Annotated in this window: 10 protein-coding genes; all 10 read right to left on the reverse strand. The window is 70.8% G+C overall.

The genetic code is table 11. The annotated features are described in order from the left end of the window. Positions 1-56: 56 nt before the first annotated feature. Positions 57-1,478, reverse strand: coding sequence for an HlyD family type I secretion periplasmic adaptor subunit (locus Q8X39_RS11445; RefSeq protein ID WP_305749797.1), 1,422 nt, complete (start codon positions 1,476-1,478; stop codon positions 57-59). 33 nt (positions 1,479-1,511) lie between these two features. Continuing rightward, positions 1,512-3,797, reverse strand: coding sequence for a type I secretion system permease/ATPase (locus tag Q8X39_RS11450; protein ID WP_305749798.1), 2,286 nt, complete (start codon positions 3,795-3,797; stop codon positions 1,512-1,514). 89 nt (positions 3,798-3,886) lie between these two features. Beyond that, a complete protein-coding gene (locus Q8X39_RS11455) occupies positions 3,887-5,374 on the reverse strand; it encodes a TolC family protein (RefSeq protein ID WP_305749799.1) in 1,488 nt (495 codons plus the stop codon). A 153-nt stretch (positions 5,375-5,527) separates the two neighbouring features. Beyond that, positions 5,528-10,480, reverse strand: a complete 4,953-nt coding sequence (locus Q8X39_RS11460; RefSeq protein WP_305749800.1) for a peroxidase family protein — start codon at positions 10,478-10,480, stop codon at positions 5,528-5,530. A 586-nt stretch (positions 10,481-11,066) separates the two neighbouring features. Beyond that, positions 11,067-12,017 carry an AEC family transporter gene (locus Q8X39_RS11465; protein ID WP_305749801.1) on the reverse strand — a complete coding sequence of 317 codons (951 nt, stop codon included), beginning with the start codon at positions 12,015-12,017 and terminating at the stop codon, positions 11,067-11,069. Positions 12,018-12,026: 9 nt separating this feature from the next. Continuing rightward, on the reverse strand, positions 12,027-12,983 hold the full coding sequence (locus Q8X39_RS11470; RefSeq protein WP_305749802.1) for a Gfo/Idh/MocA family oxidoreductase: 957 nt from the start codon (positions 12,981-12,983) through the stop codon (positions 12,027-12,029). A 111-nt stretch (positions 12,984-13,094) separates the two neighbouring features. Further along, positions 13,095-13,949, reverse strand: a complete 855-nt coding sequence (locus Q8X39_RS11475; RefSeq protein ID WP_305749803.1) for a class III extradiol dioxygenase subunit beta — start codon at positions 13,947-13,949, stop codon at positions 13,095-13,097. A 2-nt stretch (positions 13,950-13,951) separates the two neighbouring features. Further along, on the reverse strand, positions 13,952-14,422 hold the full coding sequence (ligA, locus tag Q8X39_RS11480; RefSeq protein WP_305749804.1) for a protocatechuate 4,5-dioxygenase subunit alpha: 471 nt from the start codon (positions 14,420-14,422) through the stop codon (positions 13,952-13,954). A gap of 5 nt (positions 14,423-14,427) precedes the next feature. Continuing rightward, a complete protein-coding gene (locus Q8X39_RS11485; RefSeq protein WP_305749805.1) occupies positions 14,428-15,369 on the reverse strand; it encodes an amidohydrolase family protein in 942 nt (313 codons plus the stop codon). A gap of 5 nt (positions 15,370-15,374) precedes the next feature. After that, positions 15,375-16,325, reverse strand: coding sequence for a DUF1932 domain-containing protein (locus Q8X39_RS11490; RefSeq protein WP_305749806.1), 951 nt, complete (start codon positions 16,323-16,325; stop codon positions 15,375-15,377). Between the last annotated feature and the right edge of the window lie 6 nt (positions 16,326-16,331).

Raw genomic sequence — 16,331 nt, forward strand, 5'->3', positions numbered from 1 at the left:
GCGGCCTGCGTTGCCCCCCCGGGGGGCGGCCTTGCGTACCCGCGAGGCCGGGGGCTCTATCTCTCCCGGAATGCGTTCTCGCGCACGCCCAACAAGGGCTTGAGCAGGTACTCCGCCACCGTCCTCGACCCGGTCACGATGTCGCTCTGGGCCTGCATCCCGGACAGCATCTTCAGCTCGCGGCCGAGCGACTCGATGGCCGGGCGGTCGGTCTCGAGGTGGACGATGTAGTGGCTGTCGCCGCGTTCGTTGGTGACGGCGTCCGCGCCCACGCGCGTCACGCGGGCGGGCAGGCTGCCGTAGATCGCGTAGTCGTAGGCGGTCAGCTTGACGCGGGCATCCTGGCCGGTGCGGATGAAGCCGATGTCCTTGGGCAGCACCATCGCCTCGACCACCAGCCGGTCCTCCACCGGCACCAGCTCGACCACCGGTTCGCCGGCCCGGGCGACCGCGCCGACGTTGCTGACGAAGACGCGGTTGACGACGCTGCGCACCGGGGCCTTCAGCGCCGTGCGCTCGATGCGGTCCTGCAGGGCCGGCAGGGTCGGGCCGAGCGCACGCAGCTCGGCCTGCACGCGGTTGAGCTCGTCGCGGGCCTGGGCGCGGAACTGGCGCTGCAGGTTCTCGCGCCGGGCCTGGGTCTCCAGCAGGCTCTGCTCGATGCGCGCCAGCGTGGCGATGGCGCCTTCGCGGCGGCCTTCGGCCTCGGCGATCTGGCGCTCCAGCCGGACCAGCTCGATGCGCGGCTCCAGGCCCTGCTGGACCAGGTTCTCGACCAGCACGCGTTCCTCGCGGGTGGTCTTCAGGCTGCGCTGCGCCGTCTCCAGGCTGTTCTGGACCTCGACCCGCTCGGCCGTCTTCTGCGCCACCTGCGCATCGAGCATCCGCAGCTGCGTGGCCTGCTCGCTGGCGCGGCTCTCCCAGGCGGCCCGTTCGGCGGCCACCAGCTGCGGCTGGCGCTGCCGCAGCGCGGCATCGAAGACCGGCGTGCCGCCACCGGCCTCGGCCTGCAGCCGGGCGCTGCGGGCAAGCTGGTTGTCCGACTGGGCCGAGCGGCTGCGCAGGTCGGCATCGACCTGCACCGGGCTGAGCGAGACCAGCAAGGCGCCGGCCTCCACGACCTCGCCCGGCTGCACGTGGATCTCCTGCACCACGCCGCCTTCCAGGCTCTGCACCACCTGCACCCGCGCCGACGGCACGACCTTGCCGAGCGTCTGTGCCACGGTGTCGATCTTGGCGAGGGCGGCCCAGACGCCCAGCGCGACGAAGGCGGCGGTGATGGTCAGCAGCAGGACCGTCGCCGCACGCGAGACCTCGCCCAGCCGCGAGGCGGTCGACAAGGTCTCGCGGCCGCGCATCGGCACGGCGTGCGGCGACCGGGCCGGCTTGTGAGAGGGCGAGGGCGAGGGCGAGGGCGCAGGCACGGGCAGCGAGAACAGCGGACCGGCGTCGGCGGGGGAAGGCGGGTGTGCGGGCATCGGGACGGCTCCAGGCGTTCGGTCGTTCGGGATTCAGGCGGCCGCCTGTGACGCAGCGGTGGCTGGGGTGCCGGACGTGCTGCCGGACGTGCTGGCCGGCGTGGCGCTGCGCACCGGGGCGACCTTGCCGCCCTGGCGCATCACCACGTCCTTCGGGCCCTGCGCGACGATGCGGCCGCCGTCCATCACGATGACGTGGTCGACCAGCTCCAGCATCGACGGCTTGTGCGTGACCAGCACCAGCGTGCGGCCGGCCAGCTCGGTCTTCAGCCGCGCCAGCAGCTGGGACTCGGCGGCCGGGTCCATCGCGCTGGTCGGCTCGTCGAGCACGACGATCGGCGCATGGCCGACCAGCGCGCGGGCCATCGCGACGGCCTGGCGCTGGCCACCCGACAGGCCGGCGCCGTTCTCGCCCAGCCGCATCTGGTAGCCCTGCGGATGCGCGGCGATGAAGTCGTGCGCGCCGGCGATCTCGGCGGCGCGGCGGATCTCGTCGTCGCCGGGCCGGTCCGCGCCCAGCGCGATGTTCTGGCGCAGCGTGCCCGACATCAGCCAGCAGTCCTGCAGCACGGCCGCGACGTGGCGGCGCAGGTCTGCCGGGTCGATCTGGCGCACGTCGATGCCGCCGACGCTGAGCTGGCCGGAGACCGGCCGGTAGAGGCCCACCAGCATCTTCAGCAGCGTCGACTTGCCCGAGCCGATGCGGCCGATGATGGCCACGCGCTGGCCGGGCTCGATGCGCAGGCTGACCGTGTCGAGCACCGGCACCTCGCTGCCGGGGTAGCTGAAGCGCACGTCGCGCAGCTCGATCGAGCCGCGCAGGCGGTCATGCGGCATGGCCGCGACGCCGGGCGTGTGTTCGCGCGGCAACGCCATCACGCGAGCCAGCGCCCGGTAGGACGCCAGCGACTGGTTCAGCCGCAGCAGCAGCTGGGTCAGCTGGGCCAGCGGCTGGACCGCCCGGCCGCACAGGATCGAGGCCGCGACGATCGCGCCCGAGCCGATCTGGCCGTCCACCGCGAGGAAGACGCCGACGCTGACCACCGCGACCTGCGAGGCCATCAGCACCAGGTTGGCCCAGTGGCCGGCGAGCTGGCCCATCAGCCGGCTGCGCAGGCTGATGCGGGCCTGGTGCGTGACGGCGTCCTGCCAGCGCCGGCGCATCACCGCACCCGCGCCGATCGCCTTGATCGTCTCCAGCCCGGCCAGCGTCTCGATCAGCACCGCCTGCTTGGTCTGGCTGTCTTCCTGGCTGACCTCGGAATCGCGCCGCATCGACGGCTGCATGGCCAGACCCACGATCACCACGAGTGGAATCGCGATCAGCGGCACCCAGGCCATCGGCCCGCCGATCAGCCACAGCACCGCGATGAAGAGCAGCGCGAAGGGCAGGTCGATCAGCGTCGTCAGCGTGGCCGAGGTGGCGAAGTCGCGCAGCGTCTCGTATTCCTTGAGCAGGCTGGCGAGGCCGCCGGAGGAGCCACGCTGCTCGCGCAGGTCGAGGTCGAGCACCTGGTCGAACACCGCGTCGGCGATCTCGACATCGGCGCGGCTGCCGGCCACGTCGAGGAAGTAGCCCCGCACCGCGCGGATCGCGAAGTCGCTCAGCAGCACGATGCCGATGCCGGCCAGCAGCGCCCACAGCGTCTCGGTGGCGCTGTTCGGGATCACGCGGTCGTAGACGATCATCGTGAAGACCGAGGTCGACAGCGCGAACACGCTGGTGACGATCGAGGCCAGCACGGCGCGCAGGTAGAGCGGCCGGGCGACCCGGTTCGGGCCCCAGAACCAGTGGCCGTGGCGGCCGCGCACGGCCTGGGCCTCGGAGGCGGGCAGGCGGCGCGGCGGCAGCACCTGAAGCCAGTGGCCGCCGTGGCGGGCCGACAGCTCGGTGGCGGTCAGCGCGATGACGCGGCCGCTGCGTGGCAGGAAGACCTCCCAGCGCTGCCATTCGGGCGCGCTGCCGGGCTGGCCGAGGGCACCGATCAGCACGTGCGGCTCGTCGTCCGGGCCGATCAGCAGCACCGGCTCGTGCGGGCCGGGCGCGGGCGGCTCGGCACCGTGGCAGGCGACGGTCTCGAAGCCCAGGCGCTCGATCGCGTCGATGAAGTCGGCCTGCGTCCAGGCCCCGTCCGGGCGCGCCACGCGGGCCCGCAGCGCGGCCGGCGACAGCGGGCGCTCATGGTGGTCGAGCAGGAAACACAGGCAGGCTTCCCACGGGTCCTGCGCGGGTGCGTCGGTGGGCTGGGACGCTGGCGGCAGGTGGGGTGCGTCGGCCACCCGCAGGCTGGCGGCGGGATCGGCGTCGGGGAGGGACATCGGGTTCATGGTGGCCTGGGGTGTTGCGTGTCGGAAGCTCGTCGGGAGCGCGGCGGCGAATGCGTCGTCGGTTGCGTCGTCGGGGCCCTTCAGGGCCCTGCCGTGACCCAGGGCAGCAGCGCGGCGGTGAAGTGGGCCAGTCGCCAGTGCGCCAGCGCCCGGGCGTGTTCGGCCTCGACCCAGGCGTTGCCGGCGGCCTGCAGCGCGTCCTGCGCGTTCATGACGTCCAGCAGGCTGCCGCGCCGGTTGGCGAACTGCTCGCGCACGCCGCGCAGCGCATCGACCGCCAGCCGCACGCCTTCGCGCCGGGCCTCGCGCAGCGGCTCGCCGATCTGCGCGTCGGCCAGCGCCTGGCGCATCGAACGATCCAGCTGAAGGCGGGTGTTGCGCAGCTGTTCGGTGGCTTCATCGAGCCGGGCCTGGGCCTGGGCGATGCGTGCATCGTCCGCGCCGCCGCTGTAGAAGCTGTGGCGCAGCGTCACGCCGGCCTGCCAGTCGGTGCCGGCGCGGCGACCGCCGACCAGGTCGCGGCGGCTGATGCCGGCATCGAGGTCGACGCGCGGGCCGTCGCGCCGCCGTGCGACGTCGCGTTCATGCTCGGCGGTGCGCACCGCCGCCTGGGCCGCGCGCACGGCGGCGAAGTCCTCGGCCGCGCGCAGGCTGGCGTCGCGCTCGCGCACCTGCCGGGCCAGTTGCGGCAACGGTGTCAGGCGCGGCAGACCCAGGTCCAGCCCGGCCGGTGCATCGGCGCCGAGCAGCTCGACGCAGGCCGCCTCGGCCTGGGCCAGCCGCGCTTCGGCCTGCACCACCGCCCCGCGGGCCTCGACCGCCCGCGAGCGGGCCCGCCAGACGTCGCTGAGCGTGCCGCCGCCGAGCCGGTGGCGGCGTTCGAGGTCGACCACCATCTCCTCGCGTGCCGCCAGGTGGCTGCGGGCCTGTTCGAGCAGGCGCTGGCTGCGCACCCGCTCCAGCGCGGCCTGCAGCGAGCGCAGCAGCAGGTCGACGCTGCGGGCCTCGGCGCGGGCCTCGACGCCGTCGGCAAAGGCGGTCGAGGCGTCGACCTGGGCCTGGACCGTGCCGCCGTCCCAGAGCGGCTGGCGCAGCGTCAGGCCGATGCTGCCGGTGTCCCAGTCGCGCCGGGGCGTGCCCTGCAGCTCGTTGGCGGCGTTGTCGCGGTGACCGGTCTCGGCTTCAAGCCCGAGCTGTGGCCGTTGCGCCGCCGCAGCCTCGCGGGTGGCCGCGCGGGCGCCCTGGCCGCTGGCGCGGGCGGCGCGGGCCTCCGGGTGCTGCAACAGGCTGTCGGCCAGCTGGCGCCGCAGGGCCTGCCAGGCCGGGCCGGCTTCCGGCCTGTCGTCGCCGTCATCCGCAGCGACCGCCGCGAGCAGGTCGCGGGCCTGCCGCTCGCCCCAGCTGGCGGTCAGGGCCGGGCTGGCGGCTGCCGACTCCGCCGGACCCGAAGGCCCCGCCGGCCCCTGCGCCCATGCGGCTGGGGCCAGGGTGCCGAGGGCCAGCAGGACCGCGGGTAACCGCGCGGTCAACGGCGTGGGCAACCACGTCAAGGAAGGCAGCAGGGCCATGGCAAGGTGCGACGAAGAAAAACGCCTCGCGCAAGGCGAGGCAGAAAGGCGGACACCCACGGGGGGACAAGACGGTGCCCGCACAGGAAGAGCGTCACGGTGACCGGGTGCGTGCCGACGGCCGGGGCCTGCTTCGGGCCCCGGCCGGGCGGGTCACAGCACGAACTGACCGGCGTTGAGCGCCAGCGTGCCGTTGAGCTGGATCTCGAACTCGGCGGTGGCCGTGTTCGCGTCCGTGTTGCCCTGCACGATGGTGTTGCCGCCGGCATTGACGTAGCGCACCTGGCCCGCGGCGGTGAAGCCTGCGGCGCCCCGGAAGGTGAAGGCTAGGTTGCCGGCGAGGGCGCCGTTGGCGTCGATGGCGCTCAGGTCGATCTGGTCGGCGCCGGTGGCGAAGTCGACGATGACGTCGCGCGCCGCGCCGGTGCCCATCTCGCCGATGGCCGCGAAGATGAAACGGTCGCCCGCCGCACCGCCGGTCATCCGGTCGGTGCCGATGCCGCCGCTGAGCTGGTCGGCGCCGGTGCCGCCGTCGAGCGTGTCGTTGCCGCTGCCGCCGTTGAGCTGGTCTGCACCGGCATCGCCCAGCAGCTGGTCGGCACCGTCCAGGCCGTTGAGCGTGTCGGCACCGCCCGCGCCGTTGAGCACGTCGCCCAGCGCGCCGCCGCTGATCACGTTGGCCAGCGCGTTGCCGGTGCCCGAGAAGGCAACCACCGCCGCGCCGGTGGCGGCGTAGACCAGGTTCTCGACGTTCGCGCCCAGCGTGTAGCTCGCCAGCAGCGAGCGCACGAGGTCGGCGCCGCCCCCGGCCAGCTCGGTCACCGTGTCGCCTGCCGCATCGACCACGTAGGTGTCGTCGCCGTTGCCGCCGGTCATCGCGTCGGCCCCGGTGCCGCCGTTCAGCACGTCGTCGCCGTTGCCGCCGAGCAGCGTGTCGTTGCCGGCGTTGCCGTTGAGCGTGTCGTTGCCGCCGCCGGTGTTGGCGATGTCCGCACCGGCCGTGCCGGTGAAGACCTGGGCGCCGGCGCCACTGTTGAACAGGTCACCGACCACCTCGGTGGCGGCCGAGACCTGGGTTTCCAGCGTGCCCTGGCCGTCGGTGAAGGAGGTCTGCACGCGCAGCTGGGCACCGACCTGGGCCTGCACCGGCGTGAAGCTGGCGGTGGTCGCGCCGGCGACGTTGGTCCAGGTCTGGCCGCCGTTGGTCGTGCTCTGCCACTGGAAGGAGAAGGTGCCCAGGCCGTTGGCATCGGTGATGCCGGCCGTCGAGGCGGTCAGCGCGCCGCCCTCGGTCGGCGTGCCGTCACTGATCGTCGGTTCGCCGACCGCGGCGGAGTTGACCGCCGCCAGCGACACGTCCTCCCAGGTCAGCGCCGCGCCGGTCACCGCGTCGCGGGTCAGCACGAAGCGCAGCACCTCGACGTTGCGGACCCGGTCGACGCCCTCGGTGCCGACGTTGTCGGTGATGGTGCGGCTGCCATCGGCCTGGCGCGCGCCGATGGTGAAGTTGGCGCGCGGGCCGTCGAACAGGGCGATGTCGGTGCCGCCGCTGCCCAGCTGGATCACGCGGTCGATGCTCAGCTGGCCCGGGTTGATCGTGCCGTTGAGCATGCGCGTCGTCAGCGGGGCCATCGAGTTGACGTACTCGACCGCGCCGTTGGTGTGGGTCAGCTTGATGCGGGCATCGAGCCAGGCGTCGCCGTCGATCACGTCGTCGCCGGCGCGGCCTTCGAGCAGGTCGGAGCCGCCGCCGCCCAGCAGGATCTCGCCGCCGGTGTAGCCGGCCGCCGTGCCCAGCACGGTCGACAGGCCGCCGATCCGGGCGATGCCGGCCGCGTCGAGCGCATGGCCGACCTGGTCGGCCGCCAGCAGGTCGGTGCCCCGCAGCGTGTCGTTGCCGTTCCAGCCCGAGACGCCTTCGACCAGGTCGAAGCGGTCGCTCACGTTCGCGATGTCCGGCGGCAGCAGGGCGGTGCGGGTGAGGTCGGCATCGACCACCTCGGTCGAGCGGGCGTAGGTCACCCAGTCGAAGCCGAGCATGCCCTCGGCCCGGTTGATGCCCGGCGTGCCGAACATGATGTCGTCGCCCGACTCGGCGTCGTAGTCGTCGTTGGCATCGCCGAACAGCACGTCGTGGCCGATGATGCCGCTCTGCTGGAACGGATCGCCGTTGTCGCCCTGCAGCAGGTCGGCACCGTCGCCGCCCTCGATCCAGTCGTTGCCGGAGTCGCCGAACACCGTGTTGATGCCGGTGCCCGCGCTGATGAAGTCATCGCCGTGGCCGCCGAAGGACTCGGCATCGCCGACGCCGCCGAGGATGAAGTCGTTGCCGTCGCCACCGAACAGCAGGTCGAAGCCGCTGCCGTTGCTGATGACGTCGTGGCCGCCCTGGCCCTTCATGTTGTCGTCGCCGAAGGTGTCGGTGAGGATGTCGTTGCCGTCGCCGGCGAAGAAGAAGTCGTTGCCGGCGCCGCCTTCCATGCGGTCGTTGCCAGCGTCGCCGTGCAGGGTGTCGTCACCGGCACCGGCGCGCATGCTGTCGTTGCCGGCGGTGCCGCCGAAGAGCACGTGCTCCGCGCCGGCATAGCGCACCGTGCCGTCGGCCATGCGCGTCAGCAGCGTGGCCTCGTCATAGCCGGCCGTGCGGCCGTCGTCGACGATCGGCCCGGTGGTGGCCTGGGCGTCCAGCTCGAAGGTGTAGGCCGGCGTCGAGAAGATGTCGCCGGGCAGGTGGCGGGCGCTCGAGTTGCGCATCACCAGCTCGGCCATCGAGCCTTCTTCCAGCTGCGTCAGCACGTTCAGGCCGGCGGTGCGGGCCAGGTAGTACAGCCGGTCGTTGTTCTGCAGCGCACGCAGCTGGGTCGAGAAGACGTAGTCGAAGGTCGAGCCCAGCATGCCGCCGAAGGGCTGGATGTTCTCGGCCAGGCCGCCGATCCAGAAGTCGACGTTGTTCAGGCCGCCCAGCGAGCCGCCTTCATGGGCACCGGTGGCGTTGAGGAAGTCGACCGCGCCGTTGCTGTTGTCGCCGAGCGCGGCCTGGTCCAGCAGGGCCTGGGCAGCCGCGCGCTTGCCCGCCACCGTGGTCAGGTTGGCCAGGCTGGCATGGGTGCCGTAGGCGGCGATGAAGTTGACCAGCGACTCCGGGTTCTTCATGCCCAGCTCGAAGTCGGCCCAGCTCTCGTAGGGCCGCAGGATGGACAGGCCGGTGTCGTCGAAGAACAGCTGGCGGGCCGCGTTCAGGCCGGGGATGCCGGTGTCGCGGCCGCGGGCGATGTTCAGTGCGCCCAGGTCCAGCGGCAGGCCGACGAGGTTGTTGCGCAGCGCCTCGGTGAGGAACTCGTCGATGTCGTTGCCGGTCTGTCGCGTCAGGCCGGTGACGATGGCACCGACCGCGTCATGGGTCGTCGCGCCACTGGCCGCGAACTCGGCCGGATTGAGGAAAGCCTCGATCAGGCCGATGGTGTCGGTCGCGCCACTGTTCGGGTCGATGCGGTCGATGGTGTCGGTCAGCATCGAGTGGCCGAAGCGGTACACCACGTTGGCGAACTCGCTCATGATGGCCGGGTCCACCGTGCTGTTGTAGCCGCTGAACACGTCGATCGAGGGCTGCACCTTGCGGGCGAACTCCTCGAACACGAAGTGCTGGTACTGCATCTCGGTGGCAAAGCGCGCGGCCTGGAACAGCCGTGCGCCGTCCCACTGCAGCGCGTCGATCTGCGCCTGGGTGGTCGGCAGGGCGGTCACGTCGGTGCTCAGCCATTCGTTGAGCGTGGCCAGGTTGCCGCTGCCCGAGACCAGCGTCTTGACCTGTTCGACGATGCGGTTGTGCTCCGAGTGGAAGACGCTGTGAACCGCGGTCAGGCCGATGTTCTCGTTGCCCCGGCCGTCGCCGGTGATGTAGTGCAGGTCGAGCAGCTCGTTGTCGTAGGTGCCGGCCGGCTGGCTGCCCGGCACGGTGCTGACGGCGGCGTCGACATCGGCCGTCTTGGCGATGGGCAGCGTGCTGGGATCGCGGTCGTGATCGAAGGTCCCGGGCGCCGCGTTGTGCGCGATGTCGTCCAGGAAGGCATGGTCGGTGCGCAGCGCGCCGGCGGTCGACACGGGGTTGGCGAGGTTGCCTTCACGCAGCAGCATCGGCGGGCCTTCGCTGAGGACCAGCTGCGGCAGGCCGTTCGCGCCGGGGATGAAGTTGCCGTATTCGTCCGTCAGCAGCAGCGGGATGTTGCCGAGGTCGGCATCGGTCAGGTTGATGCCCAGCATCTCGCGGGCCTGTGCCTTGACCTCGCCCCAGTTGCCGATCGAGCCCTCGATCGCGCCGTCCAGCAGCCGGCCGGTCGAGACCGGGCGTCCGGCGAGGTTGAAGTCGTAGTCGCGCAGGAAGACCTGGTGCGACGGGTGCGAGGTGTAGGTCTGGTTCTGGTCGATCCACGGCGTGGTCGAGTTGTTGTACATCCGCTGGCCGGTGGCCGGATCAGGGTCGAACTGGGCCCGCGTCAGCACCATGAAGTTGGTCTGGCTGCCCGGGATGTAGAGCGGATCGTCCGGCTGCAGCGACACGATCACCGAGCCCCGGCCGCCCTTGCCGATCAGGTCCAGGCCGTGGTCGAAGAACTGGCCAAAGATCGTGAACCACGAGTTGAAGGGCGCGGACAGGCCCTCGTCGGGCGCGACGTTCTCGATGAACAGCGTGCCCTCTTCCGATCTGTCCGGATTCGGGCCGGCCACCGCGACGGCGGCCGAGTTGCGCACGGTCTGGTCGGAGATCAGGTTGCTGATGGTGCGCGGCTGCGAGTCGAACACCAGGCCGCCGGTCTGGCCGTAGCTCGACAGGTCGCCCTGCTGCACGGGTCCGAGGCCGTCGTAGTCGAACAGGACCGATTCGGCCGTGCGCCAGATCTGCGGCAGCGCGTTGGGCATGGGACGGTCGGCCGCGCCGAACTCCTCCTGCCCGGGCACGACGTTGTTGTACGAGCCGTCGACCGTGCGCAGGCCATAGGGCAGCAGCGGGTTGCCGATCAGGGTCAGCAGGTCCTCGCCAGCGGTGTGGCGTTCGGCCAGCTTGATCTGGGCCAGGATGAATTCGAGGTCGTGCAGGACGAGTTGCATGGTGATCTTCCGTTGGCGGTGATGGGGCGCGTACAGGCGCAGGCAAGCCAATCCCCTCCGGTGCGTGCGCACCGGATCAAGGGCCGTTCAGTTCAGGGGCGGGAAGGGGAGCCGAGCGGGATGACCGGGCGGTCGCTCAGTTCCAGACCGGACGCCAACATCGGCGCCAGGACCCGACGCCGCCAGCGGCCATGCCCGACCGATGGGGCGGTCGGGTGGCGGGTGCGCTGCGGTGCAGGTGCATGACTCCTCCGTCGTTGATCCTGTGAAGAGAACCTGCATTAAGGTTCTCTTCAGGTGAATCAATTCTGAATCAGTTCTCTGACCTGACGCAAGACGAGATCGCCCCTGTTTCAGGTGGCAGTCCACGCAGGTCGTTGATTTGAGAGGGCTTTTTCAGAAGTTCGTGAACAGGGTCACGAATCGGGTCTCGGAGAAGCCGATTAAGCTGAACCGAACCTGATGAAACTGACGCCGGCAGAGCGGCTGCAGCCATTAGTGCTGCTACTTGCCTAGGGCCGGGTGTACGCGTCCCCCTGTTCTGGGGGGGGGCGGCGACGCGTCCCCGCGTCACCGGGGCTCGCCGTCACGGCAACCAGCCGTCCAGTTCGCCCAGGCCCCAGATCAGCGCGCTGATCGTGAAGAACGAGGCCACCGTCGCGGCCAGCAGGGCGGCGGCGCAGAAGTCCTCGTCGTGGTGTTTCTGGGCCAGCACCGGGTAGACGCTCAGCATCGGCATGGCCGCGAACAGCACCGCACCCGTGCGCAGCAGCGGGTCGATCGGCGGCAGCAGCCAGAGCAGCGCGGCCATGGCCAGCGGCATCAGCACGAGCTTGCCGAAGACCACCTGCAGGACCTCGCCCAGCATGCCCTGCAGTCGCAGGCCGACCAGCGTGCCGCCGATCAGGAACAGCGCCAGCGGGCTGGATGCAGTCGACACCAGCGCCACCGTCCGGGCCACCGGCTCCGGCAGCCGCAGGCCGGTGAGCGCGCAGAACAGGCCCGCGATGATGGCCAGGATCAGCGGGTTGCGCAGCAGCCCGCGCAGCGACACCGCCAGCGCCGGCCACATGCGGCTGCGCTGCTGCGCGCCGCTGTCGGCCAGGGCCATGGCCAGCGGCAGCACCAGCAGGTTCTCCACGATCATGTTCAGCGCCAGCACCACGCCGGCGATCGGGCCGATCACCTGCTGCGCGATCGGCAGGCCGACGAAGCCGCTGTTGGATGCGGACATGCCCAGCCCGCGCAGCGCCGCCGGCGACAGCGGCAGGCCGCGCACGCGGCGGGCGTACCAGAGGCCGCCCAGCTGCATCGCCAGCGAGCCGCCTGCGTAGGCCAGCAGGTAGACCGGGTGCAGCACCTCGGCGATGCGGCGCTGCGACAGCGCCGTGAACACCAGCGCCGGCAGGCAGAAGCTGACGACGAAGCGCCCCAGCACGCGCATCTCGGCCTTCTGGAACATGCCGCTGCGCACGGCGAGCCAGCCCACCGCGATCAGCAGGTAGATCGGGATGGTGACCGAGAGGATGAAGCGCAAGGGGGTGGCTCAGCCGTTGAGCTGCTGTTCCAGCTCGTGCAGCACGCGGTAGCAGTCCATCACGCCGGCGATGCTGCTGTTGGGCTCGCGGCCTTCGCGGATGGCGGCGAAGAACTCGCGGTCCTGCAGCTCGATGCCGTTCATCGAGACGGCCACGCCGGACACGTCGATCTTTTCTTCCTTGCCGCTGAACAGGTCGTCGTAGCGGGCGATGTAGGTCGCGCTGTCGCCGATGTAGCGGAAGAAGGTGCCGAGCGGGCCATTGTTGTTGAACGACAGGCTGAGCGTGCAGATCGCGCCGTTGGCGGCCTTCAGCTGGATGCTCATGTCCATCGCGATGCCCAGCGCCGGATGGATCGGTCCCTGGATGGCGTTGGCCTTCACGATCGGGCTGCCGCACTGGTAGGCGAACAGGTCGACGGTGTGCGCGGCGTGGTGCCACAGCAGGTGGTCGGTCCAGCTGCGCGGCTGGCCCAGCGCGTTCATGTTGGTGCGGCGGAAGAAGTAGGTCTGGACATCCATCTGCTGGATGTTGAATTCGCCGGCCCTGATCTTGCCGTTGACGTACTGGTGGCTGGGGTTGAAGCGGCGGGTGTGGCCGACCATCGCGACCAGGCCGGTCTGCTGCTGCATCGCCAGGACCTCCTGGCCCTCTCGGTAGACGTCGCACAGGGGGATCTCGACCTGCACGTGCTTGCCGGCCTTCAGGCAGGCCAGGGTCTGGCTGGCGTGCATCTGCGTGGGCGTGCAGAGGATGACGGCGTCGACCTCGGGCAGCGCCAGGCTCTCGTCCAGCTCGGTGGTGACGTGGCCGATGCCGTACTGGGCGGCGACCTCGCGGGTCTTCTCCAGGTCGCGGCTGATCAGCGAGACCACCTCGACGCCGTCGATGTTCTTGATGCCGTCCAGATGCTTGATGCCGAAGGCGCCCGCGCCCGCCAGCGCGACCTTGATCGTCTTGCTCATTGGAGCCCCCCGTTCGTCGAATACGCCGTCCGGCCCCCCAAGGGGGCATCGCCCGCCTTGGGGCGGCCCGGCGCCGGGCGATGCGTTGCGCAGTCCTGTTTCAGTTCCATCTCAGTTCTCCTCGAGGATGACGTGACCGACCGCCGTGTTCGACGCGGGCACGTGATAGAAGCGGTGGCGCAGCGTGGGCTTGGGGCCGCCGGCGACATCGGCCATCGCGCCGCGCGCGATCAGCCACATGACCAGCTCGATGCCCTCGCTGCCGGCCTCGCGCACGTAGTCGATGTGCGGCGTGCTGGCGGCGGCTTCCGGGTCGTGGATCAGCTGGTCCAGCCAGGCGTTGTCCCACTCGCGGTTGATCAGGCCGGCGCGTGCGCCCTGCAGCTGGTGGCTCATGCCGCCGGTGCCCCAGATCTGCACCTTCAGCGGCTGGTCGTAGCTCTCGACCGCCTTGCGGATGGCCTTGCCGAGGTTGAAGCAGCGGCGGCCGTTGGGCACCGGGTACTGCACCACGTTGACGGCGAAGGGGATGACCGGGCAGGGCCACGCGTCCGGCTGGCCGCACAGCAGGCTCAGCGGCACGGTCAGGCCGTGGTCGACGTCCATCTTGTTGACGATGGTCAGGTCGAAGTCGTCCTGGATCACGCTCTGCGCGATGTGCGCGGCCAGGTCGGGATGACCGATGACCTTGGGCACCGGGCGCGGGCCCCAGCCCTCGTCGGCGGGCTGGAACTCGGCCGCGCAGCCGATCGCGAAGGTCGGGATCATCTCCAGGCTGAAGGCCGTCGCATGGTCGTTGTAGACCAGGAAGATCACGTCGGGCTGGTTGTCCTTCATCCACTGCTTGCTGGGCTCGTAGCCGGCGAAGAGCGGCTGCCAGTACGGCTCGGCGGTCTTGCCCAGGTCGAGCGCCGCGCCGATGGCCGGCACGTGCGAGGTGTAGACGGATGCGGTGATGCGGGCCATGGTCAGGCGTCCTTCTTCTGGTGGGCCAGGCCCTGGGGCAGGGGCCGTCCGGCGGCACCCTGCGGTTGCCGGTGCGGTTGCGCGTCGCCGTCCTCGCCCAGGTGGCGGTTGCCTTCGGCCGAGCGGCCACCGGCCAGCATCATGGCCATGTACTCCTCCTGCGTCATGCCCGTCATGCTGGCGGCCATGTACTGGAAGCTCTTGCCGTCGGTCGCGCCGATCTTGGCCAGGAAGTAGATGTTCCCGCCGGCGGCGATGCAGCGGTTCAGGTCACGCGTGAGCACGCCCTGCTTCTGCTCCTCGGTCATCGGCCACTGGTCCAGGTAGGCGCGCTCGTCGGCCTTGAAGCGCTCGCGGTTCTCGGCCTTCATCAGCGACATGCAGAACTGGTTGAGCCAGTAGCCCTTGCGCGACTGCTCGGCGTCGAAGATGGTCGTGCCGGGCACGTCCTTGTAGGGTTTGTCGAGTGCCATGGTGCTCAGGCTCCCTTCGATTCTTCAGGCCAGTACAAACGCATCGGGTTGTCGACGAGGAGCTTCTTCTGCAACTCGGCGGTCGTCGCGATGTGCGGGATGAAGTCGACCAGCAGGCCGTCGTCGGGCATGTGGTCCTTGAGGTTGGGATGCGGCCAGTCGGTGCCCCACAGCACGCGGTCGGGGAACTCCTCGACCACGCGGCGCGCGAACGGGATCACGTCGACATAGGCATGGCGCTCGCCGTCCAGCGCCTTCGGGCCGGTGACCGACAGGCGCTCCGGGCAGCTGACCTTGCTCCAGACGTTCGGGTGCTGGCGCATGAACTTCAGGAACAGCTCGAACTCGGGGCCGTCGACCGGCTTGGACACGTCCGGGCGGCCCATGTGGTCGACCACCACGGTGGTGGGCAGCGCTGTGAAGAAGTCCCACAGCTCGGGCAGGTCGACCGCCTCGAAGTAGATGACCACGTGCCAGCCCCACTTGGAGATGCGCGCGGCGATCTCCATCAGCTCGTCCTTGGGCGTGAAGTCGACCAGGCGCTTGACGAAGTTGAAGCGCACGCCGCGCACGCCGGCATCGTGCATGGCCTGGATCTCGGCATCGCTGACGCTGCGCTTGACCGTGGCCACGCCACGCGCCTTGCCGCCGCTGTGCACCAGCGCGTCGACCATCGCGCGGTTGTCCGCGCCATGGCAGGTCGCCTGCACCACCACGTTGCGGGCGAAGCCGAGGTGGTCGCGCAGCGCATAGAGCTGCTGCTTGCTGGCGTCGCAGGGCGTGTACTTGCGCTCGGGTGCGTAGGGGAACTCGGCGCCGGGGCCGAAGACGTGGCAATGCGCGTCGACCGCGCCGGCCGGCAGCTGGAAGGCGGGCTGGCTCGGGCCGGTGTACCAGTCCATCCAGCCGGCAGTCTTGGTGAAGTCGCCCGTGACGGGTTTGCTCATGGTGGTCACTCCTTGTGGGGTTGGACGAAGGCGAGGATGCGATCGGCCTCGGTGCGCCAGTCGGCGCTGCGGGCGAAGGCGGGCGTGCCCTTGTGGCCGAACAGGCCGTTGTCGGCCAGGTCGGCGACCCAGGCCTGGCGCTCGGCGGTGCCGCTGGCCGACCACGGCGTCAGGCCGGCCTCGCGCACGGTCTCGGCGACCTCGCGCACTTCCTCGCTGCGACGGCGGCCGTGCTCGATGACGCGCTGGAAGAAGTAGCTCGCCTGCTTCTCCCAGTCGATGCCGGGAAAGGTCTCCTGCAGCGAGGCGATCACCGCGTCCTCGACGCCGTGGAAGCGCGCGGCGGTGAAGCTCTCGATGACCATGGCCTCCAGGCCCTTGATCATCACGCTGCGGCACATCTTGGTGGCCGAGGCGACGCCCAGCACCGGGCTCGACACCTTGGGCGCGAAGCCCAGCGCGGCCAGCACCGGCTGCAGCGCCTCGGCCGAGCCGCCGCCCAGCAGCAGCGGCACGCGGATGCGGTAGGGCGGGATGCTGGTCATCACCGCGCCCTCGACGTAGCGGCCGCCGGCCGCGTCGATCAGCGCGGCGGCGCGCTGCTTGGCACCGGGCGAGGCGGAGTTGAAGTCCAGGAAGAAGCTGCCGTCGCGCACGCCCGGCACGCAGGCCTTCGCGACCGGCACGGCCTGGCTGGCGGTCACCGCGCTGAGGATCAGGTCGGCACCGGCGGCCAGCGCCGTATGGCTGTCGGACAGGCTCACGCCGTGAGCCTGTGCATGCGCGACCAGAGGGCCGCGCGTGGCCGCATCGGCCAGCTTGAGGTCATGGGCACTGACCGCGACGCCCTGCGCGCGCAGGTCCTCGGCCAGGATGCGGCCGACCTCGCCGTAGCCGACGATGCCGACCTGCCAGGCCAGCGGGGTGCGGCCGTCGGAGATGCCCGTGCTTGGCATGTCGGT

Origin of the sequence: Leptothrix discophora, assembly GCF_030705305.1 — a bacterium.
Classification (GTDB): Bacteria; Pseudomonadota; Gammaproteobacteria; order Burkholderiales; family Burkholderiaceae_C; genus Sphaerotilus; species Sphaerotilus discophorus.